The sequence below is a fragment of the Actinomyces wuliandei genome (assembly GCF_004010955.1).
Classification (GTDB): domain Bacteria; phylum Actinomycetota; class Actinomycetes; order Actinomycetales; family Actinomycetaceae; genus Actinomyces; species Actinomyces wuliandei.
On record NZ_CP025227.1, the window covers coordinates 1,746,307 to 1,772,515 of the forward strand.

The 26,209-nt window shown below is 69.9% G+C and carries 23 protein-coding genes and 1 pseudogene; 4 read left to right on the top strand and 20 right to left on the bottom strand.

Going from position 1 to position 26,209, the window contains the following annotated elements; all coding sequences use genetic code 11:
- Positions 1 to 142: 142 nt before the first annotated feature.
- Entirely contained in the window at positions 143 to 529 is a 387-nt protein-coding gene (locus CWS50_RS07215; RefSeq protein WP_127842243.1) for a hypothetical protein, read from the top strand.
- A gap of 65 nt (positions 530 to 594) precedes the next feature.
- On the opposite strand, the gene CWS50_RS07220 is transcribed toward CWS50_RS07215, so the two are convergent.
- The 8 genes from CWS50_RS07220 to CWS50_RS07255 all read right to left on the bottom strand — a co-directional run bounded on the left by CWS50_RS07220 (position 595) and on the right by CWS50_RS07255 (position 11,058).
- Entirely contained in the window at positions 595 to 1,686 is a 1,092-nt protein-coding gene (locus CWS50_RS07220) for a hypothetical protein (protein WP_127842244.1), read from the bottom strand.
- A 200-nt stretch (positions 1,687 to 1,886) separates the two neighbouring features.
- Complete coding sequence (locus CWS50_RS07225; RefSeq protein WP_243118223.1) at positions 1,887 to 2,738, bottom strand: hypothetical protein; 852 nt, start codon at positions 2,736 to 2,738, stop codon at positions 1,887 to 1,889.
- Positions 2,738 to 3,349 carry an imidazoleglycerol-phosphate dehydratase HisB gene (gene hisB / locus CWS50_RS07230; protein WP_127842245.1) on the bottom strand — a complete coding sequence of 204 codons (612 nt, stop codon included), beginning with the start codon at positions 3,347 to 3,349 and terminating at the stop codon, positions 2,738 to 2,740. Before hisB ends, CWS50_RS07225 begins: the two co-directional genes overlap by 1 nt.
- Positions 3,346 to 4,563, bottom strand: a complete 1,218-nt coding sequence (locus CWS50_RS07235) for a histidinol-phosphate transaminase (RefSeq protein ID WP_206610507.1) — start codon at positions 4,561 to 4,563, stop codon at positions 3,346 to 3,348. The genes hisB and CWS50_RS07235 overlap by 4 nt, the downstream gene beginning before the upstream one ends.
- Positions 4,564 to 4,664: 101 nt before the next feature.
- The gene (locus tag CWS50_RS07240) at positions 4,665 to 5,870 is read right to left on the bottom strand and encodes a cobalamin-independent methionine synthase II family protein (RefSeq protein ID WP_127842247.1); all 1,206 of its coding nucleotides are present in this window, start codon (positions 5,868 to 5,870) and stop codon (positions 4,665 to 4,667) included.
- A gap of 200 nt (positions 5,871 to 6,070) precedes the next feature.
- The gene (locus CWS50_RS07245; RefSeq protein ID WP_243118224.1) at positions 6,071 to 7,423 is read right to left on the bottom strand and encodes a Tat pathway signal sequence; all 1,353 of its coding nucleotides are present in this window, start codon (positions 7,421 to 7,423) and stop codon (positions 6,071 to 6,073) included.
- Between the two features lie 143 nt (positions 7,424 to 7,566).
- Complete coding sequence (hisD, locus tag CWS50_RS07250; RefSeq protein WP_127842248.1) at positions 7,567 to 8,922, bottom strand: histidinol dehydrogenase; 1,356 nt, start codon at positions 8,920 to 8,922, stop codon at positions 7,567 to 7,569.
- A 132-nt stretch (positions 8,923 to 9,054) separates the two neighbouring features.
- Positions 9,055 to 11,058, bottom strand: coding sequence for a NosD domain-containing protein (locus CWS50_RS07255; RefSeq protein ID WP_127842249.1), 2,004 nt, complete (start codon positions 11,056 to 11,058; stop codon positions 9,055 to 9,057).
- A 291-nt stretch (positions 11,059 to 11,349) separates the two neighbouring features.
- Here CWS50_RS07255 and CWS50_RS07260 point away from each other — a divergent pair, with 291 nt between their 5' ends.
- Positions 11,350 to 11,610, top strand: coding sequence for an RNA-binding S4 domain-containing protein (locus tag CWS50_RS07260; protein ID WP_127843327.1), 261 nt, complete (start codon positions 11,350 to 11,352; stop codon positions 11,608 to 11,610).
- On the opposite strand, the gene dnaE is transcribed toward CWS50_RS07260, so the two are convergent.
- Complete coding sequence (gene dnaE / locus CWS50_RS07265) at positions 11,573 to 15,235, bottom strand: DNA polymerase III subunit alpha (protein ID WP_127842250.1); 3,663 nt, start codon at positions 15,233 to 15,235, stop codon at positions 11,573 to 11,575. The two genes, CWS50_RS07260 and dnaE, sit on opposite strands and share 38 nt — an antisense overlap.
- A gap of 201 nt (positions 15,236 to 15,436) precedes the next feature.
- A complete protein-coding gene (locus CWS50_RS07270) occupies positions 15,437 to 15,850 on the bottom strand; it encodes a CPBP family intramembrane glutamic endopeptidase (RefSeq protein WP_257494695.1) in 414 nt (137 codons plus the stop codon).
- On the opposite strand from CWS50_RS07270, the pseudogene CWS50_RS13205 reads away from it, so the two are divergent.
- Together CWS50_RS13205 and CWS50_RS12965 are read left to right on the top strand one after the other, a co-directional pair.
- Positions 15,749 to 16,201: pseudogene (locus CWS50_RS13205) on the top strand (hypothetical protein); the annotation flags it as partial. The gene CWS50_RS07270 and the pseudogene CWS50_RS13205 sit on opposite strands and share 102 nt — an antisense overlap.
- A gap of 79 nt (positions 16,202 to 16,280) precedes the next feature.
- On the top strand, positions 16,281 to 16,433 hold the full coding sequence (locus CWS50_RS12965) for a response regulator transcription factor (protein WP_243118225.1): 153 nt from the start codon (positions 16,281 to 16,283) through the stop codon (positions 16,431 to 16,433).
- Between the two features lie 13 nt (positions 16,434 to 16,446).
- Here CWS50_RS12965 and CWS50_RS07280 read toward each other — a convergent pair whose 3' ends face one another.
- The 10 genes from CWS50_RS07280 to murC form a co-directional block, all read right to left on the bottom strand.
- The gene (locus CWS50_RS07280) at positions 16,447 to 16,974 is read right to left on the bottom strand and encodes a GNAT family N-acetyltransferase (protein WP_306821259.1); all 528 of its coding nucleotides are present in this window, start codon (positions 16,972 to 16,974) and stop codon (positions 16,447 to 16,449) included.
- 233 nt (positions 16,975 to 17,207) lie between these two features.
- The gene (locus CWS50_RS07285) at positions 17,208 to 18,128 is read right to left on the bottom strand and encodes an RluA family pseudouridine synthase (RefSeq protein WP_127842253.1); all 921 of its coding nucleotides are present in this window, start codon (positions 18,126 to 18,128) and stop codon (positions 17,208 to 17,210) included.
- The gene (lspA, locus tag CWS50_RS07290; RefSeq protein WP_127842254.1) at positions 18,125 to 18,709 is read right to left on the bottom strand and encodes a signal peptidase II; all 585 of its coding nucleotides are present in this window, start codon (positions 18,707 to 18,709) and stop codon (positions 18,125 to 18,127) included. Before lspA ends, CWS50_RS07285 begins: the two co-directional genes overlap by 4 nt.
- 431 nt (positions 18,710 to 19,140) lie before the next feature.
- Positions 19,141 to 19,749, bottom strand: a complete 609-nt coding sequence (locus CWS50_RS07295; protein WP_127843328.1) for a DivIVA domain-containing protein — start codon at positions 19,747 to 19,749, stop codon at positions 19,141 to 19,143.
- 162 nt (positions 19,750 to 19,911) lie between these two features.
- Positions 19,912 to 20,208, bottom strand: a complete 297-nt coding sequence (locus CWS50_RS07300) for a YggT family protein (protein WP_127842255.1) — start codon at positions 20,206 to 20,208, stop codon at positions 19,912 to 19,914.
- 9 nt (positions 20,209 to 20,217) lie between these two features.
- The gene (locus tag CWS50_RS07305) at positions 20,218 to 20,673 is read right to left on the bottom strand and encodes a cell division protein SepF (RefSeq protein ID WP_127842256.1); all 456 of its coding nucleotides are present in this window, start codon (positions 20,671 to 20,673) and stop codon (positions 20,218 to 20,220) included.
- Between the two features lie 206 nt (positions 20,674 to 20,879).
- Complete coding sequence (locus tag CWS50_RS07310) at positions 20,880 to 21,692, bottom strand: purine nucleoside phosphorylase YfiH/LACC1 family protein (RefSeq protein WP_243118226.1); 813 nt, start codon at positions 21,690 to 21,692, stop codon at positions 20,880 to 20,882.
- Complete coding sequence (gene ftsZ, locus CWS50_RS07315) at positions 21,689 to 22,957, bottom strand: cell division protein FtsZ (protein WP_243118227.1); 1,269 nt, start codon at positions 22,955 to 22,957, stop codon at positions 21,689 to 21,691. The genes CWS50_RS07310 and ftsZ overlap by 4 nt, the downstream gene beginning before the upstream one ends.
- 274 nt (positions 22,958 to 23,231) lie before the next feature.
- The gene (locus CWS50_RS07320; protein ID WP_127842257.1) at positions 23,232 to 24,458 is read right to left on the bottom strand and encodes a cell division protein FtsQ/DivIB; all 1,227 of its coding nucleotides are present in this window, start codon (positions 24,456 to 24,458) and stop codon (positions 23,232 to 23,234) included.
- A gap of 6 nt (positions 24,459 to 24,464) precedes the next feature.
- Positions 24,465 to 26,150: a UDP-N-acetylmuramate--L-alanine ligase gene (gene murC / locus CWS50_RS07325; RefSeq protein ID WP_127842258.1), complete on the bottom strand. Its 1,686-nt coding sequence runs from the start codon at positions 26,148 to 26,150 to the stop codon at positions 24,465 to 24,467.
- Between the last annotated feature and the right edge of the window lie 59 nt (positions 26,151 to 26,209).

A 26,209-nucleotide genomic window follows, 5' to 3' on the forward strand; every position in this document is an offset into this window, starting at 1 on the left:
CCGGGCAGTCAGGGCAGCCTGGGCAGTCCGGAGGAAGGAGCTCCCTACGGCCCAGCATCCCCGCCTCCCTAGCGGTACCGGGAGTCCGGCTCCTCAACGTCCTGTGTGCCCCGGTGGCGGAGGCCTGGCTGGGAGGGTCCCTGTGCCGTTCCCCAGCCAGCGGTGGTGGTGCCTGACCCCCAACGCCACGGGGGACATGAGGCTGTGGGGGGAGGTCTCCGGACCCGCGCTGACCGTCACCCCGGTGATGGGGTGGCTCCGCCCCCACGCGGGCAAGGCCGCCAGGGTGTCGGACCCGGTGATGCGTGAGCGCATGGGCGCCACCACCCTGGTCTCGGCGTCGGAGGACCTGGACGACGACGACACCGGGGTGCTGGTGGCCGACTGGGCCATAGACAACCTGGCGGCCCGCCAAGACAACCAGCCCCCACCCCACGCCAGAGCCCCACCAGAAAACACCGACGCAACCGAGGCCTCCAGAGATAACCCGCCACCCACCACAACATACCCGTTACCTTTATGTTGTTAGTGGTGCCTCACGTAAGAGGCAGGGTACGGCTGAAAAGCGGCGGAGTGACGTGGAGGCTCGTGCCCCTAGCGTGTGGGTGCGGGGTAGTAAGGGGCCAGGGCCAGGCGCAGCTCGTAGAGCTCGCGCAGGGAGGCGCTGACCTCGTCACGCGGCAGCACCACCCGCCCCAGGCCCACCAGCACCCGGTCCCACCACCCCAGCGGACGCGGCACCGCCTCACGCCCCACCAGGCCCACCACCAGCTCGGCCGTGCCCGCCGGGCCAGCAGGCTCGGCCACACCCGCCGCGCCCTCCCCGTAGCGCACCAGGTGCAGCACGTCGTTGGTCTCCACCACCTGACGCACCACCCGCTCACCAGCCGACAGCCCCTCCACCGACAACCGCACCCCCGGACGCACCCGGGTGACCTCCCGCCACAGCGGCTCCACCACCTGCTCACCCACGCGCTCCACCAGCACCGAGCGGCCCTCCTCCACGATCCGGCGCACACCGCCCACAGCCAGCGCCACCACGATCAGCACCAGCACCACCAGGAACAGCACGTGACGCACCTCCCGGCCCCCAGGCCCAGCCAGCCCCGCCAGCGAGGCCACACCCACGCCCGCGTAGACCACCGTCAGCCCCGCCGCCACCAGCAGCGACACCAGGGACACCCGTGCCGCCCCTGGCTGCCCCCTGCGCACCAGCACCGACACCGCCCCCACGCTGCACGCGATAGCTACTGCGGCCAGGGCCACCTCGTAGGTCCCGTAGTAGACCCCCACCCAGGCCGAGACCCCCGCCTGGTCGTAGGGGTAGAGCAGGCCGCCCTCACGCAGCGGCATCGCCACCGCAGCCACACACTCCACCACGCCCACCACGGCACCGACCCCGGCCACCCGCCAGGCCGCACGCCGCGACAGCCCGCCACGCCGGAACGTCATCACCAGCACCATCACCGACACCAGCATGACCAGGAACACCAGGCGCTTGACCAGGTCCACCACCACCTGGTCCCCGTAAACCTCCTCAGCCTCCTGGGCGAGGGCCGCCAGGCACATGGACGCGGCAGCCAGCTGGAGCAGCCGCGTGCGCGGCCCGCTGCCCCGGTGCACCACAGCCACCACCACAACCAGCGCCACCAGGGCGACAAGGACTGAAACAACAACCGACAACATGCGGACCCTACCCGTGCCTATTCCTAGAAGGAGCAATTTTCATCAGAACGATGATGGCACAGCAGCGGCAAAAAGTCTACCCCCACGCCACTTGTGTGAGAGGGAATCAAGCCGGAACCCGCTGTCCTCGTCGGTACCGGTTTCCAGGCCGCCCACCTACCTGGCAGCGCGAGGCAAGGCATACCATCAGGACCGCGGGACTAGGACTGCGGTGGCCGACGCAGACCGCGCCCCAGCCAGCGCATGGCCCGCGACGGTCTGACCTCGGTGGAGCGCACGGCTCCCGGCACGTCCTGGGGCGCCGTCGCCCCCAGGAGCACGTCCTCCACGACCTGGTCCATGGAGGCCAGCAGCAGCCCGGCCGAGGCGTCCTCCCCCGCCGCCCCGTCCACGTAGCGACGGGCGGTGACCGTACCGGACAGGCCGGACTCGATACCGACATCAGTAGCCAGGTCGGCCGTCATAAGGACGACTCCCGCCCGCGACACCCGGGAGAGGTTGGCGGCCAGCTCAGCCGCCTCAGCAGGCTCAGTGTCCGCACCGCCAACCAGCTCGGAGATGTCCCACTCCTCGTGGGCTGAGACCATCTGCCGCACCGCCAGGGCACCGCTGGAGGAGGGCACCACGACGCACTCCAGGTTGCCCACGGCGCACAGGGCCGCCAGGGCCTGGGCACTGGCCACCGGGGTGACCACGACCGCAACCTTGACCGCCCTGGGCACCTGGGAGCCACCGACCTGGTCCGGCTGGTCCCGCAGGTCAGCCCGGTCCGACTGACCCGTGCCTGCCTGGTGCGTGTCCTCGCCTCCGTCACCTCCCCGGTCGGGGCCAGCCTCCTGGGCCAGGGCGCCAGAGTGCGGCCCAGCGGCTGCCAGGCCCTGGGTGAGAGCAGCGAACTCCGCGTCCATGTCGCGCGGGGCACCATCGCGACCACCAGTCTGACCACCGGCCTGCCCAGTGGTATGGCTCCTGTCCCGGCCACCACCCTCATCGTTGCCCTGACCGTCCCCCGGCTTGCCGTCCCATGTACCGTCCTGGCTGTCCTGACTCATCACAGGGCTCCTTTCGTCGAGGGGACCGCCTCCACACGGGGGTCGTCCTCGACCGCCACCCGCAGCGCCCGGGCCAGGGCCTTGAACTCCGCCTCAGCGACATGGTGCGGGTCACGGCCAGATATGACGCGCACGTGAAGGCAGACGCCAGCGTGGTAGGCGATCGCCTCCAGCACGTGACGGACCATCGAGCCAGTGAAGTGTCCGCCGATGAGATGGTGGACGAAGGCCTCGGACTCCCCCTCGTGCACCAGGTAGGGGCGTCCGGACAGGTCCACCACAGCCTGCGCCAGGGCCTCGTCCAAGGGCACCAGGGCGTCCCCGAAGCGACGGATGCCCCGTTTGTCCCCCAGGGCCACCCGCAGCGCCTGGCCGATACAGATCGCCGTGTCCTCCACGGTGTGGTGGACGTCGATGTGGGTGTCACCTGTGGCCTGGACCCTCAGGTCCATCAGCGAGTGCCTGCCCAGGGTCGTGAGCATGTGGTCGTAAAAGGGGACCGTGGTGGAGACGTCCGTGGTACCGGTGCCGTCAAGACTCAGCTCGACGACCACACGGGACTCACTGGTGGCCCGCTCCACACGTGCGGTTCTCGGGGTCGGTGTGCTCATGCTTCCTCCTTGAGGACAGTCGTGACGACGGTGGACGTCACCGCGTCAGGTCTTAGGGCCTCAGACGCCAGGGCAGCGGACAGGGACCGGCGGAAGAGTGCCGTCTCCTCAGGCGTGCCCACGCTGACACGCAGGTAGCCCTCCGGACCGACGACACGGACCAGGACGCCGTCGTCCAGGAGGTGCTGCCAGACCGCCTCACGGTCGGCGAAGGCGCCGAAGAGGACAAAGTTGGCGTCGGAGTCACAGACGTCAAGGCCCCTGCTGCGCAACCACGACACCAGGGCGTCACGCTCAGCCCGCAGGGAGGCCACCTGCGCCATCAGCTCCTCGCTGTGAGCCAGTGCCGCCAGGGCGGCAGCCTGGGTGAGGGAGGACAGGTGGTAGGGCAGACGTACCACGCGCAGCCAGTCAACCAGGTCGGCGCTGGCCGCCAGGTAGCCCAGTCGCAGGCCTGCTGCGCCAAAGGCCTTGGACATGGTGCGGGTGACAGCCAGGTGGGGGTAGGTGTCCAGGAGCTCCAGGGCGCTGGGCACGCCCGGGCGCCGGAACTCGGCATAGGCCTCGTCCACGACGACGACGCAGTCAGCAGCCTGGGAGGAGCCAGGACGGCCTTGCCCTCCCCTTGGGGCACCTCCCGTCGCCCCCTGGGGCCCGCTCCCGCGAGCGGCCTCCAGGACGGCGCGCAGGTCCTGGGGCGGCAGGGCGGTCCCCGTAGGGTTGTTGGGGCTGGCCAGGACCATGAGCGCGGGGCGACGACGCCGTAGCAGGGCAGTCACTGCCTCCAGGTCCAGGGAGAAGTCCCTACGGCGTGGCACGGTCACGTACTCGGTGAGGGTGTCGCGGGCGTACTCGGGGTACATGGAGTAGGTCGGGGTGGCGGACAGGCAGACCCTCCCCGGCCCTCCGAAGGCCTGGAGGAGGTGGAGCATGACCTCGTTGGAGCCGTTGGCTGCCCAGATCCTCCCCGGTGCCAGGCGCACCCCGGACTCACGGGCCAGGTAGTCAGCCAGCGCCTCCCTCAGAGCCGGAAAGTCCCGGTCCGGGTAGCGGTTGAGCCCTGCGGCCGCACGGGCCACAGCCGCAGCGACGTCGGCGATGACCTGCTCCTGCGGGGAGTGCGGGTTCTCGTTGACGTTAAGGCGCACGGGCACGTCCAGCTCAGGGGCTCCGTAGGGCTGGCAGCCCTCCAGCCCCGGGCGCACGGGCAGCACGGGTGGTCGGGACCGCCCGGCGTCCGGGGCGGGAGGCGCAGCAGAAGACGCAGAAGGCTCGGTAGGGGTCACGGCAGGAGTCTAGAAGGTGACAGCAGGTCTCAGAACCTCTCGCCGGCCAGGCGGGCGCCCTCCACCAGGGACTCCAGCTTGGCCCAGGCGATCTGGGAGTGGACGCGCCCGCCCAGGCCGCAGTCGGTGGAGGCCACCACCCGGTCTGGACCGACGGCACGGGCAAAGCGCTCGATGCGGTCGGCCACCAGCTCGGGGTGCTCCAGCACGTTGGTGGCGTGGGAGACCACGCCGGGGATCAGGTACCTGTCCTTGGGCAGCTCGTGGACCAGCCAGAGCTTCCACTCGTGCTCGTGCCGGACGTTGGCGGCCTCAAAGCTCAGGCCGTGGGCACTGACCATCGCCGCCAGCTCCAGGATCGGCTCCAGGCCCAGGTCGGTGGAGTGGGGGCCGTGCCACGACCCCCAGCACACGTGGTAGCGCACTTGCGAGGGGTCGATCCCGCTCAGGGCGTGGTTGAGGGCCTCGATACGGACCCGGGAGAAGTCCTTGTAGGCTTCCATGTCGGGCTCTGTGACGAACTGGTCCCAGGACTCGGCGAGGTCAGGGGCGTCGATCTGGAGGGTCAGGCCCGCCTCGGTGATAGCCAGGTACTCCTCGCGCAGTGCCTGGGCCCAGGCCCAGACGGCGGCCTCGTCGTCCTCGTAGTAGTAGTTGCCGATCCGGGCCGCCGCCGCCGGGGAGATCGCGGTCATGAACCCGTCGCTGACAGGTCTGCCCACGGCGCGCAGGGCTGAGGTGAGAGCAGCGACGTCACGGGCCACCGCGTCCTGCCCGGTGTAGGACAGCTCGCCGGTGACAGCGGGGACCACGGGAGGCGGGGCGCTGGCCAGGTGGATGCCGCTGGTGGGGTCCTGGTAGGCCTCAGCGAAGGCGACCCAGTCACGCCGCTCGCTCATGGCGTCCAGCTCCAGCTTGCCTGCGGGCGTGGGGCGCCTGGACGCCGCCGCCTCCTCGGGGCTGAGGACGGACAGCCCGGAGAAGCGCTCGAAGGTGTAGAACCACCAGGCCCCGTAGTCAACCTTCTCGGTCATGACGTGGCCGTACTCGCCGTCGTTGACGGCGCTCAGGCCGAGGTCGGTCTGCCGACGCACCACCTCGGCGGTCTCCGCCCGGACCACCTGGGACAGGCCAGCACTGTCCAGGCTACCTGCGGCATGGTCGGCATTGGCCTTCAGGAGGGCGTCGCTACGAGGCAGGGAGCCCACGTGGGTGGTACGGATCGTCGTTGACATCAAGGGTCCTTCCTGGACAGGGCCGGGCGTCCGGGGCGCCGGCCGTGCGGCCTCAAGGCAGCCGACGCAGCAGGTCCGTGGTGCTGCCCTGAACGCGGCACCGGTCTTGGTGCCACCAGCAACGCTACCCTGTCCGTGACGTGATGGCGATCCCCGTCACGGCAGACCCCCGGTCGGCCCGCAGGCTCAGGGACGCGCGCTCAGGTGGTCGTCGCCCGGGCGACCTCGGCGATCGCCTCGGCGACTCCCGTACCTGCCTCGTCCTCCAGGTAGTACCACCAGAACGGTGCCCCCCACGCCGCCTCACGGCTCATGGCGGCGCTGGTCACGTGGGCGATCACCGCGTCGCGGGCAGCAGCCATGCTACTGGGCGAGCCGAACCACCACGGCCCGTCGTCCAGGTCCGTGCCCCCGTAGCCGAGCTCGGTCAGCGCCACCTGGGCGGCGGGCCAGGCCTGCTCCAGGGTGGCCAGGATCCTGTCCGCCGCCGTCCCCAGGGGATGGAGCTGGGGATAGACCGACAGGCCGACGACGTCCACCAGGTCCCGCAGCCCCTCCCCCACCTGGTCGGCGAGATAGGTGAACAACGAGGCCTCCGGACTGCCCTGGCCCAGCTGGTAGTACAGCGTGAGCAGCGTCTGGGCACCGGTCCTGTCACGAACCTGGCGTGCGGCATAGGTGGTGCGGGACACCGCACTGTCTCCCAGCCAGTCCCCACCGAGCTCGTTGCCCACCTCCCAGACGTCGGTACCCGGCAGTGCCTCCAGCAGGGCGTCCACCCGTTCCTTCCAGCCAGCCTCGTCCACGGACCTCATCAGCTGGGAGTCACAGACCTGTCCCACGGCGAGGGCGCCGTGACGGTGCAGCTCGGCGACTGCCTCCCTCCACCCCGCCATCTCCACAGGGTCGGAAGGGTCGAGCACCACCATGCGCGCCGCCAGCCGCCGCGCCCCGCCCGCAGGCCCCTGGGGTCCCACCAGGGAAGCCAGCTCGACTCGCGAGGGAGGACGGGTCAGCGTCACGCCCACCACGGCGTCCTGCGGCCCCCAGGCGGCCAGCTCCTGGTCCAGGAGGAGCTGAGCCGAGCTGGCGGCCTCCAGGGCCATACGCGACCAGGTGCCTCGCTGGGTCCAGGAGACGGCGCTTCCGCAGGCATCCAGAGCCTCCTGTGCCCTGGCCCGACTGGCCAGGAGCCCGGCGCTGGCCTCGGAGCCCAGCGCCGCCACGCCTGCCTCCTGCCTGCCGTGCAGCGAGGAGGCGGCCAGCTCCAGGAGGTCGTACTCGCCGGGACCGGGCAGGTCAGCCATGAGAGCGGAGTATCCATGGCTGGTCGGCCAGGACAGGGCCAGGACGTAGGGTCCCCCAGCAGGAAGGTCCAGGCAGACCCCTGTTCCGGCGGCCTCCTGGAGGGGCCACGGGGAGACCACGGTCAGCGTGCTCGCGTCCAGCAGGACGTCGTCGTAGCCGTCCTCGCCGACACCGTTGGACTGCACGGCACGCACACCCTCCAGGTCCAGGGCAGCCCCGGTCCCGTCCGTGACGTGAAGCACCACGCGGCCTCCTGTGGTGGGCCCAGGCCCTACGGCCGCCGCGCGGGAGGGCAGCAGGGCGGGCAGAGCACCCAGGCCAGCCAGTCCTAGCGCCGCCCGCCTGGTCATCGTCACGGCGCGGTGGCCGCGCCCGGCACAGCACCCTGTCATGACGACACAGAGCAGCCCTGGCGCGCCCTGACAGCCTCCGCGTGGGCCGGGAGGTCCTCGCACCGGGCCAGGGCCTCCAGCGGGTCGGCCAGGCTCGCCAGCGCCGCTGCGTCGTAGTCGATGACCTGGACAGGCCTGAGAAAGGCCATGACGCTGAGCCCCGGTGCGAAGCGGGCCGTCCCACCGGTGGGCAGCACGTGGTTGGAGCCTGCCAGGTAGTCGCCCAGCGGCACCGGGCTGTGGGGGCCGACGAACACCGCACCAGCGTTGCGCACCCGGCGGGCCACCTCGCGGGCGTGGGCGGTGTGGATCTCCAGGTGCTCGGCGGCGTAGGCGTCTACCACGGCCACCCCCTGGTCCAGGTCGCGCACCAGAAGGGTGCCGGACTGGGGGCCGCTGAGGGCCGTGGCAGCGCGCTCAGCGTGCCGGGTAGCGGCCAGACGGCGACGCAGCGCTGCGTCCACGGCATCAGCAAGCTCGACGGAGTCGGTGACCAGCACGCTGCCCGCGCTCGGGTCGTGCTCAGCCTGGGAGAGCAGGTCCGCAGCCACGTACTCCGGGTCCGCAGTCGCGTCGGCCAGCACGGCGACCTCGGTGGGGCCTGCCTCGGCGTCAGTGCCGACCACACCGCGTACCGCCCGCTTGGCTGCTGCGACATAGATGTTTCCCGGACCCGTGACCACATCGACCGCCTCGCACAGGATCGGCCCGCCCCCGGCGCCACGGTCGGTATCAGTATCAGCAGAGGCTCCGTAGGCGAACATCGCGACCGCCTGGGCGCCGCCGACGGCGTAGACCTCGGTCACGCCCAGGAGCGCACAGGCAGCCAGGACTGTCGGGTGCGGGAGACCGCCGTGCCCGGCCTGGGGGGGGCTGGCCAGGGCGACCTGCTCGACACCCGCGACCTGGGCGGCGACCGCGTTCATCACCACCGAGCTGGGGTAGACGGCCAGGCCACCGGGAGCGTAGAGCCCTACCCGGCGCACCGGCACCCAGCGCTGGGTGACCGTCCCGCCGGTCACGACCTCAGTGACGCGCTCTGTGGGCAGCTGGGCGGCATGAGCGGTACGGGTGTGGTCGACAGCCATCCGCAGCGCGTCACGCACCTGGGGGTCCAACTGCTCCAGCGCCCGGGCCAGGGCCTCAGCCGGGACCCGCAGGTGCTCGGGACGCACCCCGTCAAAGCGCTCGGCGGCGTCGCGCAGGGCAGCAGCCCCCCGGGCACGGACGTCCTCCACGACCGGCCGGACGGCCTCCAGGGCGGCGGAGACGTCCAGGCGGGCACGAGGCAGCACCTCCGCCAGGTCACGGGTGTGACGGTCCAGGTCCCGAAGGTCGGTACGGCTGAGCATGGGCACAGGATATCGTCGGTCGACCCCGCCGCCAGGGGAGCGCGTCCCTGCAGGCCAGCCCCTCCTCAACGGAAGGACTCGGCCGACGCCGACCCCACCGGGACCTCTCGCCCGCAGCGCCGTCGTCCCGGGTCAGGCACCCTGGTCGGAACCATCCTGCCAGGCGACGTTGACCAGAACCCCCCGGTCAACTGCGGTGCCCGCCTGTGCCCCCAGGGCCTGGGCGACGTCGTCGGGAAGAGGGTGACCTGACCCGACAGCGGGACCGGCCGGGTGGAAGTCCGAGGTCTTCCACGCCGTCGGGTCCGCGGACTCACTGGCGAGCAGCGGGTTGTCCTGCCTGCTGCCGTGAAGGTCCAGGCCGTTCTGCTCCCGCGCGGACAGCGTCACGTGGGGGCTGCTGGTGAACTCAGCCAGGGTAGGCGCGTTGACAGTCTGGGACAACAGGTCCTCGCCCCAGTTCCACAGCAGCGTCGTGGACGGCAGGTCGGTGTCCTGCTCCCGGTAGTAGGCGTTGTAGTTGACCGTGGAGACCATCTCGTTGGCGTAGACGGCTCCCGAGCCGTCGTCGTTGGCACCACCCGTGACCTGGAGCATGGCGGCGTAGCGCCACGGGTCGTCGGGGAGCGGGGTCGTCTGCTCCGAGGACAGGATGTTGTTGACGATCTCGGTTCCCGTGGTGTCCCAGGACAGGCCGTGGCTGGCGCTCCAGCTCTGCACGGCGGTGCAGGTCCCGTCCTCGGAGCGGGCGTTGCAGCCGTCGGAGCGGGAATCCTCCTGGACGAGGATGCTGGTCAGGGCGTGGGAGACGGTGTTGTTCCACACCTTGGTGGAGTCGGACCCTGAGATGCGGACCCCCACGCCAGCCCCCTCAATGAGGTTGGAGGCTACCAGGTTGCCGGAGGAGACCTCGTTGAAGACCGCTATGGGGACGTTGACGAAGTAGTTGCCCAGGACCTGGGAGCCGATCACCCCCTCGTCGAACCAGACCCCGACCCTGTGGTCAGTCCTGAAGACGGTCGGGTCGGAGACGTCGGCCTCGGCTCCGGAGTAGTCAATGGTGTTGAAGGCGAATCGCACGGCGGTGGAGTGGGTGACCTTGGTGTCGCCGATGGTGCAGTACGCCCCACAGCCGGTCGTGATGAAGCCAGCGGTGTTGTTGGAGGTAAAGACGTTGCCCTCAACGGTCACGTTGCTGGAGGAGTTGACGCCCAGCCCCACCCCGCCGTTACGCTCGAAGCGGTTGCCGGTCAGTGTCGAGCCCGAGCCGCTGGAGACCGCCAGGGCGGTACCAGCTGCGGAGTAGCGGAAGACGGAGTCCTCCACGACCACCCTGTCGGAGGTGGTCACCACCATGGCCCCGCCCGTGGCTGTGCCGATCTGCGGATCGGCGTAGTCCCAGCGCTGCACTGGGGAGTACTTCTCGACGGTCAGGCCGCTCAGGACGACGTCGTCAGCGTTGACCGACATGGCCCGGGAGTGCTGCGCCACCTCGACGTGGTGCTCCTGCGGGTTGACACCGATGACGTAGGAGACGCCGGTGTGCGGGCTGGCGTTGTACCCGGCGCGGTTGTTCCCGTTCTGCCTGAGCGTCACCGGGTCGGGGTCCTCCACGTAGAAGGTGGAGGGGGTGACCTCGGCACGGCTGGTCACCTGTGTCAGCGGCTGGCCGTCGACGAAGACCTGCTCCGGGTAGGCGGCCATCCCCTCCGCCGCAGGGTCGGCGTTCTCCGTGCACACCTGGCAGAACCGGACCATGTCCACGGAGGTGGTCCATCTCCCGTCCGCTTGGCTCCACGAGGAGGGCACGACCGCCCCTGACAGGACCGGGCTGGCACCTGCTGCGGCCCGAACCGTCACTGACGTGCTCACGACCAGCTCCCCCTCCCGGTAGGTGCCGTCCGCGAGCTCAATGACGTCTCCCTGCGAGGCCGCCTGGAGCGCAGCGGACAGGGTCCGCAGCGGGCTGGCAGACGTCCCGTCCCCGGTGTCGTCGGACCCGCTGCGGGCAGAGACGTGGATCGTGGCTCCCCCGGGCTCAGCCGCAGCCGTGGAGGCGAGCAGGCAGGTGGCGGTCAGGGACGGAAGAGCCAGGACCAGGAGCAGGACCACGGTGCTGGCGGCAAGACGACGCATACCGATACTCCTCAGTATATTCTCAGCACGGCTGACAGTGTCACCATATCGCAGTCTCCCCTCCCTGAACTGCCTGCTACCTGGTTCCCAGGATATTCCAGGGTGAGTGGGAGTCTGCTCTACGGTGCCGACGACTCGCCGACCAGCCCCTGCCCCGCCACCACCCCGCAGGGACAGGCGGACCGGTCTGCAGTGTGTCTGGGACGCGTCTGGAATGATGAGACCGTGACAGCACAGCCCTCATCACAGCCTTCACCACGGCCCTCACCGTCCCGCCCGCCTTCTCAGCCCCTGCTCCGGGTCCCGGTACAGGGTCGTATCCGCCTGGGGCAGTTCCTCAAGCTCGCCGACCTGGTCCGGGACGGGGCGCAGGCACGCGCGGCGGTCCAGGCGGGCGACGTCACCGTCAACGCCGCCACGGAGACGCGTCGCGGCCACCACCTCGACGACGGCGACGTCGTGGTGGTCGACCTGCCCTCCGGCCCGGTAGCAGCCGTGGTGGAGGTCGTAGAGGTCAGCGACGCAGGCACCCCGGCCCCAACAGGGCCTTGATGTCGGAGTAGAAGGCCGGCGAGGCCTCCACCCGCAGGGAGGCGTCCAGCTGGGTGCGGACCTCCCGACCCGGGCTGGTCAAGGTCAGGCGCACGGTGGACATCCCCGGGTGACGCACCAGGACGTCCTTGAACTGCTCCACCAGGGGACCCGTGCACCGGTTGGTCGGCAGCGTGATGAGGACGGCCTCGTGGGTGGCGCTGGAGACGTCGGGGATCGTCATCTCCTGGGCGTACAGCGCGGTCTGGCCGTCCCGGCGGTTGAGGCGTCCGCGCACCGTCACCACAGTGTCCGGGGCCAGCATGGTGGAGACCGTCTGGTAGGTCTGGGGGAAGAACAGCACCTCCACGCTGCCCGCCAGGTCCTCCACCTGGGCGATCGCCCACAGGTTGCCCTGCTTGGTGGTCTTGCGTGTCAGGGAGGTGATGAGCCCGGCGACGGTGACCACCGCGCCGTCAGGCAGGGCGTCGTCCTCGTGGAGCTCGGCGATCTCCCGGTCGGCCAGGCGGCCCAGCAGGCCCTCCAGGCCCATGAGCGGGTGGTCGGAGACGTAGAGGCCCAGCATCTCACGCTCGTAGGCCAGCTTGTCCTTCTTGTCCCACTCCGGCAGGCTGGGGACCTCCGAGGAGAAGACCGGTCCTGTCCCGAAGGCGGCTGCTGCAGATGCCGAGGAGGCCTCTGCGCCCGGGCCGCCGTCAGCACCGTCCGGGCTGTCAAGGAGCGAGGCGAACAGGTCGAACTGGCCGGCGGCCTCGTTGCGCTTGACCCCGATGACCTCGTCGACAAGGTCCTCGTGGCAGGCCTGCAGGGAGCGACGCGTACGCCCCAGGGAGTCGAAGGCCCCCGCCTTGATGAGGGAGTCGATGGTGCGCTTGTTGCACACCACGGCAGGCACCTTGTCCAGGAAGTCCTCGAAGCTGGTGAACTCGCCCTTGTCCCTGCGCGCCGCCACGATTGCCTCCACCACGTTGAGGCCCACGTTGCGCACTGCGGCCAGGCCGAAGCGCACGTCGTCCCCGTCAGCGGTGAACTGGGCGCGGGAGGCGTTGACGTCGGGGGGGAGCACTGTGATCCCCATGTGGCGGCACTCCCCCAGGTAGACGCCGAGCTTGTCCTTGTTGTCCTTCTGGGAGGTCAGCAGGGCGGCCATGTACTCGGTAGGATAGTGCGCCTTGAGGTAGGCCGTCCAGTAGGACACCACGCCGTAGGCGGCGGAGTGGGCCTTGTTGAAGGCGTACTTGGCGAAGGGCACCACCACGTCCCACAGCGCCTTGACAGCCTCCTTGGAGAAGCCGCGCTCCACCATGCCCGCCTCGAAGTCGACGAACATCGTCTCCAGGATGTCCATCTTCTTCTTGCCCATGGCCTTGCGCAGCGCGTCGGCCTTGCCCATGGTGAAGCCCGCCAGGTCGGTGGCGATCTTCATCACCTGCTCCTGGTAGACAATGAGGCCGTAGGTGGTCCCCAGGATCGGCTCCAGGGCCTCCTTGAGCTCGGGGTGGATGGGGACGATCTCCTGCAGCCCGTTCTTGCGCAGGGCGTAGTTGGTGTGAGACTCCGCCCCCATGGGGCCGGGCCGGTAGAGGGCGCCCACCGCGGAGATGTCCTCGAAGTTGTCCGGCTTCATCAGCCGCAGGAGGGTGCGCATACCCCCGCCGTCGAGCTGGAAGACCCCCAGGGTCTCGCCTCGGGAGAGCATCTCGTAGGTGGCCCGGTCGTCGAGCTCGACGTGGTCGATGTCCAGGGGCTCCTTGCCGTTGGCGACGACGTTGTCCAGGGCGTCGGAGATGACGGTGAGGTTGCGCAGCCCCAGGAAGTCCATCTTGAGGAGGCCCAGGTGCTCACAGGTGGGGTAGTCGAACTGGGTGATGAAGGCCCCGTCCTGGAGGCGCTGCATCATAGGGATGATGTCGGTCAGCGTCTGGGAGGACATGATGACGGCGCAGGCGTGGACCCCCCACTGGCGGGTCATGCCCTCCAGCCCCTTGGCCAGCTCGACGATGCGCTGGGCGTCGGTGTCCTCGGCGTGGAGCCTGCGGAACTCCTCAGCCTCCCCGTAGCGCTCGTCCCCGGGGTCGAACATGCCCTTGATGGAGATGTCCTTGCCCATGATGGTGGGCGGCATCGCCTTGGTCAGGCGGTCCCCCACCGCGTATGGGTAGCCCATGACGCGCGAGGAGTCCTTGAGCGACTGCTTGGCCTTGATGACGCCGTAGGTGACCACCTGGCTGACCCGGTCGTCCCCGTACTTCTCCTTGACGTACTCGATGACCTCGTCGCGCCTGCGCTCGTCGAAGTCCACGTCGATGTCGGGCATGGAGATGCGCTCGGGGTTGAGGAAGCGCTCGAAGATCAGCCCGTGCTTGAGGGGGTTGAGCTCGGTGATGCCCATGGCGTAGGCGACCATGGACCCGGCCCCCGACCCGCGCCCCGGGCCCACGCGGATACCCTGGGCCTTGGCCCAGTTGATGTAGTCGGCCACCACCAGGAAGTAGCCGGGGAAGCCCATCTGGACGATGACGTCGATCTCGTACTCGGCCTGCTTGCGGCAGTCCTCGGGGACGTCGCCGTGGAAGCGGGCGTCCATGCCGCGCCAGCACTCCTTGACGAACCAGGACTCCATGGTCTCCCCCTCCGGCACGGGGAAGACCGGCATGAAGGAGGCCCCCTCGTCCACGGTGGTGAAGGAGACGTCGCACTGCTCAGCAACAAGGAGGGTGTTGTCGCAGGCCTGGGGCATCTCAGCAAAGAGCTCGCGCATCTCCCGGCCCGGGCGCAGGTAGTAGGTGTCTCCGTCGAACCTGAAGCGGTCCGGGTCGGTGAGCACCGACCCGGAGTTGATGCACAGCATGGCGTCCTGGATCTCGCGGTGCTCGGGGCGCACGTAGTGGGAGTCGTTGGTGGCCAGGAGCGGGGCACCCAGCTCCTTGGCCAGGCGCAGCAGGTCCTTGGTGACGCGCCGCTCGATCTCCAGGCCGTGGTCCATGAGCTCGACGTAGAAGTAGTCGCGCCCGAAGATGTCCTGGAGCTCGGCAGCACAGCGGCGGGCCTCCTCCCACTGCCCCAGGCGCAGGCGGGTCTGGACCTCCCCGGAGGGGCAGCCGGTGGAGCCGATGAGTCCAGCGCAATAACGGCTCAGCAGCTCGCGGTCGATACGGGGCGCCTTGCCCCACTGCCCTTCCAGGGAGCCGTAGGAGTCCATGCGCATGAGGTTGCTCAGGCCCTCGTTGCTGCGGGCCAGCAGGGTCATGTGGGTGTAGGAGCCACGGGCGGAGACGTCGTCACCACGCTGGGACTCCTCCCCCCAGAACACGCGGGTCCGGTCGAAGCGGGAGGTGCCCGGGGTCATGTAGGCCTCGACCCCGATGATGGGCTTGATACCGGCCTTCCTGGCGGCAGCGTAGAACTCGTAGGCGCCGAACATGTAGCCGTGGTCGGTGATGGCCAGGGCAGGCTGGCCCAGGCGCCTGGCCTCGGCCACGTAGTCCTGGATCTTGCCCGCGCCGTCGAGCATGGAGTAGTCGGTGTGGACGTGGAGGTGGACGAAGTCATCACCGGCTCCGGCCTTTGTGCTGCCCACGTCGGTCCCTGACCCGCTGCTGCTTGATCCCGTCGTGCTGCCCATACGGTCATCCTAGGGGAGGCAGGCACCCGGTCCCGGCAACCAGCAGCCGACAGTCATCACCCCACCCGCCAGCGGCCCCTCCTTGACTGGGCCGGTGCCCTGGCTGGGTGGGGGTCATCACCCCGCCCGCCAGCGGCCCCTCCATCCGTGGCACTGGTGCGCCGGTGCGCTGCCGCACCAACGGATGGCACCACGGAGCACTCAGCCGTAGGGACCACGGGCGGCGACCTCAGCCCATCGCTCCGGCGTGACCCGGCCCGCCAACGCCAGCCCCACCACCAGGTGGACCGCCCCGAGGACGACCCACATGACCGGGGAGCCCATGACGCCGTCGGGCACGCCCATGAGGCCCGTCACCCACGTGCCCACGTGGAAGCCACCGTGCACGCCCACCGCCGCCCACACGCTACGAAGCAGGATCGCCAAGAATGCCGCCGAGACTGCAAACCCGAATGGGGCGGCCAGGTAGGTCAGGTGCTCCACCCATCCCTGCTGACCGCCCTCAGACATCAGATGAGGAACGGTGAAGACCGCCGCACTGACCCACACCGACAGCCGGGGCCGCGCGGACAGCGTCTGAAGCAGGTAGCCGCGCATGACCACCTCCTCTCCGATGCCCTGGTGTGCCCTGGTGGACAAAGGCCCGCACCAGCATCACCAGAACCTCTAGGACCAGGACGGTTGCGGCTGGCACCCCCAGCTCACGTGCTGCCCGGCTCAGCTCGACTGACAGAGAGGTCGCCTGAGGATCCTGCCCGCCCAAGGCGCGGGCTCCCAGGCCGACCAGCACAGCCAGAGCCACGGCCAGGAGGAGCAGGGGGCCAGGAGAAGGGGGTGCGTGTCGTCGTTGTCGACGACCAGCAGCTGCTCAGGCGTGGCCTGACGCTGCTCCTGGACACAGCTGAGGGGGTCCGGGTGGTGGGTCAGGCGGCTGACGGCACCGAGGCCCTGGCCGTCCTGGTCCAAACCGGCGTCGACGTGGTCCTGGCTGACGCCCGCATGCCGGGCATGAGCGGCGTGGAGCTAGCGGGAGGTCGCCGCCTTGGTGGCCCAGGGGCTGACCAACCGGGAGATCACGGCCAGGCTGGTCCTGGCCGAGGGGACGGTGAAGAACTATGTCTCAGCACTGCTGCGCAAGATAGGCTCAGGCAACCGTACGGCACTGGCGCTGGACCGCCTACTTCGCGCCCAGCCGTGAGCCAGGCGCAGGATCAGGCAGTCACCGTGCGCGCCATGTCCTGGTGGGGGATCCCGGCATCCAGGTAACGCCGCCCGCTCACAGCCTGGTAGCCGCAGCGCTGGTAGAAGCCCATGGCCTGCTCCTGGGCGGACAGGACCACCCTCACGCCAGGCGTGCCCGGCACCACCCCGGCGTTGGTGGCTGCGCTGCCCTCCAGGGGCACAGCGGCCCGCTCCAGGGCAGCGGCCTCGACAGCAGCGACCAGCCGCGCCCCCAGCCCGGTGCCCCGGGCGACCCGGCGCACCGCGAGCCGTCCCAGGTGCACCTGGCCAGGGTGGCCGGGCTCGAGAAGAAGCCGCCCCGCCCCCAGGGGCACGCCGTCAGCCCCCGAAGCCAGAACGTGGAGGGTCGTGGCCTCATCGTCCCGGGCGTCGCCCTCCATGCTGAAGGGCACCCCCTGCTCCCCCACGAAGACCTCCAGACGCACGTCCATGACCCCGCCACGCACCACCTCGGCACCAGGCCCGTCCTCGCCACCCCGGACGGTGGTGAAAGTCACAGGCTCCACAGCAGAAGTCGCCGGGCGGATGTCCAGCACCGGAAAGCCGGGGAGACTGCCTGCTGGTCGGTCAGGGCATGTCACCAGGGCCTCCTCTGCTGCGACGGGCGTGGGCGCTCCCCAGGCTACAACCCTCACTCCCGAGACGGCCTCAGCAGCCGGGCAGGCCGGGACTCGTCACAGGCGCTACGCCCTGCCCGCCCGCACCCCACCCCGGCCGGCCCCGCAAGCCCTCAGACCAGGCGCAGGACCTCCAGGGCGTGCACCAGGTCCTCGGGGTAGTCAGAGGTGAAGTCCATCCTCTCCCCGGTGACCGGGTGGGCCAGCCCCAGCCCCACCGCGTGAAGCCACTGCCGGGCCAGCCCGGCCCGGGCACCCAGGCGCGGGTCCGCCCCGTAGGTCTCGTCACCGACACAGGGGTGCCCCACCGCCGCCATGTGGACACGGATCTGGTGGGTGCGCCCCGTCTCAAGACGCACCTGCACCAGGCAGGCACCCGGCATGACCTCCACGACGTCATAGTGCGTCACAGACTCCCTGCCACCGGGGACCACCGCCATCTTCCACTCCCGCCCCGGATGACGACCGATGGGCGCCTCAATCGTGCCCGAGGAGGGGTCCAGGTGCCCCTGCACCAGGGCGTGGTAGGTCTTGTCCACCCGGTGGTTCCTGAACGCCGCCTTGAGCACGCTGTAGGCACGCTCCCCCTTGGCCACGACCATGACCCCCGAGGTGCCCACATCCAGGCGAGAGACGATACCCTGACGCTCAGGCGGCCCGGAGGTAGCCACCCGCACCCGCATCGCCCGCAGCGCCCCCAGGACGTCAGGCCCCTCCCACCCCACCGACGGGTGGGCGGCAACCCCCGCAGGCTTGTCCACCACGACAATGTCCTCATCCTCATAGATGACCCCCATACCCTCCACGGGAGTGGGTACCGGCCGAAGGGCTGGGGGCTCAGGCAGGTCGACCTCCAGCAGGTCACCCTCGTCCAGGCGCTGCGACTTAGCCAGTGCCACTCCCCCTCGACGCACCGCGCCCTGCTGGCACAGGTCGCCCACCCTGCTGCGCGACAGCCCGGTCATCCGGGCCAGGGCGGTATCCGTCCTCTCGCCGACCAGCCCCTCAGGCACCGGCATGACACGCAGGCTCATGCCTGACCCTCCCGGCCGCCCGCCGCACCAGCAGACCGCTGCCGGGTGCCGTCACGGTCCCGGCCGCCCAGGGTCAGCACCAGGAGCCCCACCGCTGCCACGACGATAGCGATATCAGCCACGTTACCCACAAAGTACCCGCCGTAGTCGATGAAGTCGACGACGTGCCCGCGCAGGGGGCCCGGGGGACGCACCAGCCGGTCCAGGAGGTTGCCAGCAGCCCCTCCCAGCACCAGCCCCAGCACGAGCGCCCACCAGGTGGAGGTCAGCCTCCGTGAGGCCCGCACGATCGCGACGATGACAGCGGCAGCCACCAGCGACAGCACCCACGTGTACCCAGCGGCCAGCGAGAAGGCTGCGCCCGAGTTGCGCACAAGCACCAGGCCAAGCACGTCACCCACGACCGGGAGGCGAGCCCCGTCATCCAGGGCAGACAGCGCCCAGGCCTTTGTGGCCTGGTCCGCCACCACCACAGCGCCAGCAGTCACCCACAGCAGCACCGTCGCTGGGACGGCCCGTCTGCCGGCAGCAGGAGGCACCTGACTGTCCTCGTCAGCCTCTACGGCCTGGCCGTCACTCATGGGATCCTTTCAGCGTGGGGAGACTAGGCCGCACAGGGTGGCCAGCGCACCGCGCAATACTAGCTCGGAGCCACTCGGCGCCCACCCGCGTACTCACGCACTGTTGACGCGATATCTATACGGCACCCAGGAGATGCTCACGCGATACTATGTCCCCGGCCCGGGAAGCGCTACTGACAGCCTGACGGCAAGGGACGCCGCCGTGACTGCTCCAGTACGCAGCCACGGCGGCGGAACACAACACGCAGCAGCACCCGGTAGCCCCGACTGATCACGGGACGGACCAGGCGGCGGTCGTGACAGCAAGCCTCAGCCGGACTGCCGCACACCACCCTCTGGCCGTTGTCAGCGCCTCAGAGGCGCTGACAAAAGGCACCGCCTAGTCGGTCATGGTCCGTATGACGCCGCCTCAAGTATGCGAGGGCTCAGGCCTACAGACCGGTGGTAGCACCGTCGCTACCGTCCTCCACGTTGGTGAGGAGGTTCTGCAGGTAGCTCTTGAGCCGGGTCCGGTAGTCGGACTCGAAGCGACGCAGCTCGTCGATCTTGTGCTCCAGGCCGGAGCGCTCCTTCTCCAGCTGGGCCAGAGTGCGGTTGCGCTGGTCCTCGGCCTCGCGGACGATCTGCTCACCGGTAGAGCGGGCCTCGGTGACGATACGCTCACCCTCCGCCTTGCCGTTGGCCACGTGCTCGTCGTGAAGGCGCTGGGCCAGCTCGAGCATGCCTGAGGCAGCGGCCGGGCCCTGAGCGGAGTCGGCCCCGGGAACCACCGGCACGGAGCCAGAGACAGGGACGGAGGGCTCGGGCACAGCAGCGACAGGAGCCACAGGGGCCGCCACCGCCCCCTCCCCCAGCTCCGCGACACGCCGGTTGGCCGCCTCCAGCTTCGCCTTGAGGTCTGCGTTCTCAGCCTCCAGCTGACGCATGGCCTCGACCACCTCGTCGAGGAACTCATCGACCTCGTCCTGCTCGTAGCCCTCGCGGAACTTGGTGGCCTGGAACTTCTTGTTGAGGACGTCGTCTGCCGTCAGCAGCGTCATAGTCGTCACCTCGGTGTCGTTACGGGAAAGGTCACGAGCACCGGGAAACCGGTCACTCATGCGGACAGAGTACCTGAACTCAGGGTCCAGGCCGTATCAAGCGCGCTGCCTGTCACGTTGGGATCATGACAGCAGCATATATCGTCTCGGTCTCACCCGTCCTCAGATCAGGAGGACAAGCAGACGCTGGACGACGATGATCCCAAGAAACAGGACCAGGAAGCTCAGGTCGATCCCGAGCCTGCCCATGCGAAGCATGGGCAGCACCCCACGGATCCAGCGCAGCGGCGGATCGGTCAGGGCGTAGACAAGGTTAGCCAGGACCAGGACGACGCCGGTCGGGCGCCACTGGCGGGCGAACATCTGGACCCAGTCCAGGACCACCCTGACCAGGAGGACCAGGGTGTACAGGCTCAGGAGGCTGGAGAGAATCCGGGCGGCCAGCGCGAGGGGACCCATGTGCGCGGCTCAGCCCTGGTTGAAGAAGCGGTCCCGGCCCTCGACCGCCTCTCCGCCGTCGATCTCGACGCTGGCGGGAGTCAGCAGAAAGACGCGAGGCGTGACCCTCTCAATGGCCCCATGGAGGCCGAAGACCAGTCCTGCGGAGAAGTCGACCATCCGGCGGGCGTCGGACTCGCTCATCCCCGTGAGGTTGATGATCACCGGCACCCCGTCACGGAATGACTCGCCAATGACGCGAGCCTCGTTGTAGGTGGAGGGGTGGACCGTCACGATCCTGCGCAGGTCTGCCGGGACGACGGGCTCAGGGGCTGCGGCGGCGTAGTCCTGGAAGTCGCCGCCAGCGAGCTCCTCCTGCTCCTGCACGGCATAGTCGGGCTCCGTGGCCTCAAAGTCGTCCTCGTAGGCCTCTTCCGTCGGCTCGGAGTAGCCGAGGAAGTTGCTCATACTGCGCAGCGCGCCCATGGGTAGCTCCTTGATTCGTCCGGTCCCCTGCGTTCCGGATGTGGGCCGACGTTATCCGCCTGCCCACCACCACAGGGGGACGCCGTGTCGGCGTGTCACCAACCCCAGGTTCCAGAAAGATTACGTCCAGGATACTCTCATCTTGTGTTTTTCTCACAAACTCCTCAGCCCCTTCCGCAGCAGGAGATCCCTCGCCTCCCAACGGCTTAGACGCGACGTGGCACGACGACTCCGGCAAGACGACCGGTCCTGCCGTCGCGCCGGTAGGAGTAGAGGCCGGGGTCCTCGTAGGTGCACCAGGAACCGGTGCTGATCCGCTCGATTCCGCACCGCTCCAGCTGCGCGACCACTCCGGCTGCCACGTCGAGACCGGGGGTGCCCCAACGGGTCACCGCAGCACAGGCGGGTTCGCGCTGCGCGGATTCCGCATGCATGCGCTCACTCACCTCGTAGCAGCCCGAGCAGATGCTTGGTCCTGTGGCAGCCCACAGGTCGGCCACACGGGCCCCGGCCGCGACCAGGGCGTCCACGGTGGCTGGGACGACGCCGTCAAGCATCCCGCGACGACCCGCGTGCACCGCGGCCAGCAGGGCACCGTCCCCGGAGGCGAGCAGCAGGGGCACGCAGTCGGCGACCAGGACACAGGCACCTGCCGGGGCCGCGTCCTGGCGCGTGTCGAGCACCAGCGCGTCTGCCGTGGGCACCTCGTACGCCGAGGCGGCAGCCACCACGGCGGAGTGGACCTGGTCCATCCAGGCCAGGCCCCCTGTGGTCCCGCTCCTGGCACCCCTGTTGCCCCACGTCACCCGCCGCTCCAGCTCGTCACGGTTCCTGCCGACCCGCTGAGGGTCGTCACCCACGTGCAGCGCCAGGTTCCAGCCCGCGTAGGGGTCCCCGCCGCCACCGGCACCACGCGCACGAGCCCCGGCGCCCCGGGTCGTGAAGAACCCGCAGGCACCGGGGCCCAGGTCGGCCTCCAGCAGGTCGCCGTACCCGTCAGCCAGCAGCGGGCCGCTCAACGCAGGAAGTCAGGCAGGTCGATACCGTCGTCCTCGGCATCGACCCCGAGGACCGCCGGGACCTCCAGCTCAGGAGCGGTCCGCCGACTGGCTGTCTCGTCCACGTAGGCAGGCACCTCACTGGTCGTCACCTCGGACTCCGGCACAGGGAGCTCCACCAGGTGCGCGGCCGACGCCGGACGAGTCACGGGGTTACGGGCCGCGTGGGCGCCTCCCCGGCTGGGCAGGGCATCCTCAGCCGAGGGTGACGGTGCCGAGGCCGCTGCGGAGGCAGAGCGGGCGGCACGCGAGGTCACATCCACCACCGCGACAGGCTCGGCATCGAAGCCGGCCGCGATGACGGTGACACGGACCTCGTCCCCCAGGGCACCGTCCACGACGTTGCCGACGATGATGTTAGCCTCAGGGTGGACCGCCTCGCGAACGAGGTTGGCAGCCTCGTTCATCTCGAACAGGCCCAGGTCCGAGCCGCCCTGGAAGAACAGCAGGACACCGTGCGCCCCGTCGATGGAGGTCTCCAGCAGCGGGGAGGCGATCGCCTCCTCGGTCGCGGTGACGGCACGCCCCTCACCGGTGGCCGAGCCGATCCCCATCAGGGCGCTGCCCGCTCCCTGCATGACCGACTTGACGTCGTTGAAATCGACGTTGATGAGACCGGGGGTGGTGATGAGCTCGGTGATGCCCTGGACGCCCTGCAGGAGGACCTGGTCGGCCTGCTTGAAGGCGTCGACCACGGAGATGTTCTTGTCGGCGATCTGCAGGAGGCGGTCGTTGGGGATGACGATGAGGGTGTCGACCTCCTCGCGCAGCGCCTGGACGCCGTCCTCGGCCTGGGCCGAGCGTCGGCGCCCCTCGAAAGAGAAGGGTCGCGTGACCACGCCGATCGTGAGGGCACCGATGGCCTTGGCCAGGCGCGCGACAACAGGGGCGCCCCCGGTACCGGTACCGCCTCCCTCTCCTGCGGTGACAAAGACCATGTCAGAGCCGTCCAGGGCCTCGCGGATCTCCGACTCGTGGTCCTCGGCCGCCTTGCGGCCGATCGCCGGGTCGGCCCCGGCCCCGAGCCCACGGGTGAGGTCGCGGCCGACGTCGAGCTTGACGTCGGCGTCAGACATGAGCAGGGCCTGGGCATCCGTGTTCACGGCAATGAACTCCACACCACGCAGGTCCGCCTCGATCATCCGGTTGACGGCATTGACACCGCCACCACCGACGCCGACGACCTTGATCTCGGCCTGGTAGTGCTGCGTGTCGTCCACAGCCATGCTCTCCGCCACTGGCGTTCCCCTCACGGTCGTCATGAGTCCCGCGCGGGACTCCCCTGCGCCCTCAACCTGAAGTTAAGGTTTACACTTATGTCATTCCTCGAACGACGTGCACAACGCTATAGAACCACATCGTTGTGCTACGTATTGAGGCCCCGGCGTGTTCGTCCTCGGACCCGCCGCCCTGACCGGCTCCAGCCGTCGTGAGGAACCACGGCCCCAGGGCACCTGAGCACCTGCCGCTCCCGCCCGCTCTCCACCACCCCACCCGCTCTCACCGCTGGGCGCCGGAGTCCTCCGGGAGGCCTGACTGGGAGGTTGTCGGGTTGTGCGGGGAGGACACGTCGTAGACGACAGCCTCAGTCTGCATCAGCACCGACAGCACCTGCGCCTTGAGGTCGTTGTCCTCACCACCTCCCCACACCACCGTGGCACCGCCCTCCATCACCAAGGTCACCTGACCCTTGTCCGTCGAGGTTCCGCTGGACACCTGGGCCAGCACCTCCGGGTCCAGGGCGCCCACGGCCTGCGTCACTGCCGAGACCTGCTGAGCGCTGAGCGCCCCCGGGGAGCCGTCACCGGACTCAGCACCCTCCTGCGCCACGATACTGACCAGGCCCTCGGGAGCGGAGTCAGTCGTCTCAAGGACCACTGCCTCCTCGTCCAGGACCTGGTAACCGTCCTCACCTTGGTAGGAGGCCACCGGCACCCGCATCTCCAGGGACACCCGCACACCGTGGGGCCACGAGCGCGTCACCTCAGCGGCCCGGACCCGAACCAGGCTGTCCTCCACGGCGGCCGACATCTCGGCAGTGTCCAGGCGCAGCAGGGACTCCCCCTGGTAGTCGGCAAGCACCTCACGGACCTGCGTGTCCTCCACGCTCCCGTCAGAACCTGTCACCGTCACAGCCGAGCCGCGCAGGGCGAGAACGGGAGAGGCCAGGAGCGCCCAGGCCACCGCTGCAACGGCCGCCACGACTACGGCGACCACAGCTGCCTGCCGCAGCCGCAGGCGGGCCAGGGCGCGCCTGCGTTCCGCCAGCCGGTCAGCCAGGCCGGTGGAGACCACGGTGCGCTCGTGCCGTGGCTCAGAGGCCGGCCGACGGCTGAAGACGGCCAGCTCTGTCGAGCCCGACGCACCAGCCGAGTCCCGTGAGCCAGAGGGGCGCACCGCGTCCGCGGTACCGGCGGGGGAGGCTGGCGCAGCCGAGACCTTGGCCGGGCGAGAATCCGGGGAGGACCCCGAGGAGGACCCCGGGGAGGACGCGGTAGCACCACCACCTGCTGCACGTGAGCCTGCCCGCCCGGCGGCTGGTGTGCTGCTGTCGCCGCCACGACGTCGCTGCCCGGAGGCTGACCCGGCCGGGCCAGGAGGACGGCGTCGGTCGGCAGAGGCTGGTCCACGACGGGAGGAGCCCCCGCGCACGGGCGGGACGGCAGGCGGAAGATCCTCCCGCTGGGTGGTTGGCGCCTCCGGGCGGGGGCGAGTGGGCTTGCGCATCACGGGTCAGTCCCGCAGCCCGCCGGAGGAGGGGTCGTCACGTCCCTGCGGGGCGGCGGAGGCCTCCAGGTGCTCCAGGACCGTCGCGCCGAGCTCGGTGACGTCACCGGCCCCCACCGTCAGCAGCACGTCACCGGGACGCGCAGCCGACGCGAGGGTGCGCGCCGCCTCGCACCGGTCAGGCACGTAGCGGGCCGAGTGCCCCCTCCCACCGGGACCGCCAGGAGCAGCAGGAGCACCACCACCCTGGCCACGGGCCTGCACCACCTGGTCCACGACCATGGCGCCGGAGACCTCGGGGAAGTCGGCCTGTGTCTCGCGCGCCGGGTAGATACCCGTGACCACCACGGTGTCGGCCAGGGCGAGGGCCTCGCCAAAGCGCTGGGCGAAGGCCCTGGTGCGTGAGTACAGGTGGGGCTGGAACAGGACCAGGACCCGCCCGTGGCGGGAGCGGGCGACCTCGCGTGCGGTCCTCAGCAGCGCCTCCACCTCGGTGGGGTGGTGGGCGTAGTCGTCGATGACCCGCACGCCCGCAGCCTCGCCCCGGTCCTCGAACCGACGCCCAGTACCGGAGAAGGCTCCCAGTGCCTGTGCCATCGCCTCGGGGTCCACGCCCAGCTCCAGCCCGACCGCCCACGCCCCCGCGGCGTCCAGCGCGACGTGGTCCCCCGGTACGGACAGCCGCAGAGGCACCGGCCCTGTGGTGGAGGGACCGCCGTGGCTGTCGCGCATGGTCAGGGTCACGGCAGCCCAGGTGGCGGCCTCCGTGCGCTCGTGCACCTCCAGGTGGACGTGGCCCTCCCCCAGCAGTGCCTCACCCGGCAGGCCCTCAACGCCCCGGGAGGAGTAGGTCACTACCCTCAGCCCCTCCTGGGCGGCACTGAGCGCCAGCCGCAGCGAGCCCTCGTCGTCAGCACAGGCCACCAGGAGCCCACCGGGGACCATACAGCGCGCGAAGTCGGCAAAGGCCTCCTCAAACGCCTCAGTGGTGCCGTAGCTGTCCAGGTGGTCCGGCTCCACGTTGGTGACCAGCTCGACACGCGGCCTGTAGTTGAGGAAGGAGCGGTCGGACTCGTCAGCCTCCGCCACGAAGGCCCTCCCGCTGCCCAGGTGGGCTCCCGTCCCCAGTGCCCGTACGACACCGCCGACGGCAAAGGACGGGTCGGCACCGACCAGGGTCAGGGCCTCAGCCAGCATGCCCGAGGTCGTCGTCTTGCCATGGGCGCCGGCCACAGCCACGAAGTCAGTGCCCTGTGCGGCCAGGGCCAGGGCCTCAGACCGGTGGATCACCTCCTGGCCCCGCTGGCGGGCCACCTGCAGCTCGGGGTTGGTCTGCCTGATCGCCGAGGACACCACCACGACAGCCTCAGTGGGTACCTGGGACGGCTGGTGCCCCACGCGCACGTCCAGCCCCAGCTCGGTCAGCTGTCGCAGGGCAGGGCTGTCCTGCGCGTCCGACCCGCTGACCCGGGCACCACCGGCTGCCAGGAGCCGGGCTACCACGCTCATCCCCGCGCCGCCGACACCAAGGAGGTGGAACACGCTGCCCTCCAGGACCGGCCCACCCCGGCCCGTCTCGCTGCGGGCAGCCTCACCTGCCCCCCCGGCCGCAGGCACCACCCCGGCCGCCCTGGCCGTCTCAGGCTCCGTACCAGCCTCGCTGCCGCTGCCACGACGCTCGCTCCTGCTCATTAGTCCCTCTCCCTCAGGTCCCTCTGCTGCCTGGCTGTCCCGCGCTGGCTGTCCGCCGG

What these genes read in the sequence shown, in the direction of transcription:
- hisB (WP_127842245.1), bottom strand. Translation starts at nt 3,349, where the DNA reads ATGAGCACACCGACCCCGAGAACCGCACGTGTGGAGCGGGCCACCAGT.
- CWS50_RS07305 (WP_127842256.1), bottom strand. Translation starts at nt 20,673, where the DNA reads ATGGGCGCGCTGCGCAGTATGAGCAACTTCCTCGGCTACTCCGAGCCG.
- ftsZ (WP_243118227.1), bottom strand. Translation starts at nt 22,957, where the DNA reads ATGGCTGTGGACGACACGCAGCACTACCAGGCCGAGATCAAGGTCGTC.
- CWS50_RS07285 (WP_127842253.1), bottom strand. Translation starts at nt 18,128, where the DNA reads ATGAGCCTGCGTGTCATGCCGGTGCCTGAGGGGCTGGTCGGCGAGAGG.
- CWS50_RS07300 (WP_127842255.1), bottom strand. Translation starts at nt 20,208, where the DNA reads ATGGGTCCCCTCGCGCTGGCCGCCCGGATTCTCTCCAGCCTCCTGAGC.
- CWS50_RS07220 (WP_127842244.1), bottom strand. Translation starts at nt 1,686, where the DNA reads ATGTTGTCGGTTGTTGTTTCAGTCCTTGTCGCCCTGGTGGCGCTGGTT.
- CWS50_RS07295 (WP_127843328.1), bottom strand. Translation starts at nt 19,749, where the DNA reads ATGACGCTGCTGACGGCAGACGACGTCCTCAACAAGAAGTTCCAGGCC.
- dnaE (WP_127842250.1), bottom strand. Translation starts at nt 15,235, where the DNA reads ATGGGCAGCACGACGGGATCAAGCAGCAGCGGGTCAGGGACCGACGTG.
- hisD (WP_127842248.1), bottom strand. Translation starts at nt 8,922, where the DNA reads ATGCTCAGCCGTACCGACCTTCGGGACCTGGACCGTCACACCCGTGAC.
- lspA (WP_127842254.1), bottom strand. Translation starts at nt 18,709, where the DNA reads ATGAGTGACGGCCAGGCCGTAGAGGCTGACGAGGACAGTCAGGTGCCT.
- CWS50_RS07240 (WP_127842247.1), bottom strand. Translation starts at nt 5,870, where the DNA reads ATGTCAACGACGATCCGTACCACCCACGTGGGCTCCCTGCCTCGTAGC.
- murC (WP_127842258.1), bottom strand. Translation starts at nt 26,150, where the DNA reads ATGAGCAGGAGCGAGCGTCGTGGCAGCGGCAGCGAGGCTGGTACGGAG.
- CWS50_RS07225 (WP_243118223.1), bottom strand. Translation starts at nt 2,738, where the DNA reads ATGAGTCAGGACAGCCAGGACGGTACATGGGACGGCAAGCCGGGGGAC.
- CWS50_RS07320 (WP_127842257.1), bottom strand. Translation starts at nt 24,458, where the DNA reads ATGCGCAAGCCCACTCGCCCCCGCCCGGAGGCGCCAACCACCCAGCGG.
- CWS50_RS07255 (WP_127842249.1), bottom strand. Translation starts at nt 11,058, where the DNA reads ATGCGTCGTCTTGCCGCCAGCACCGTGGTCCTGCTCCTGGTCCTGGCT.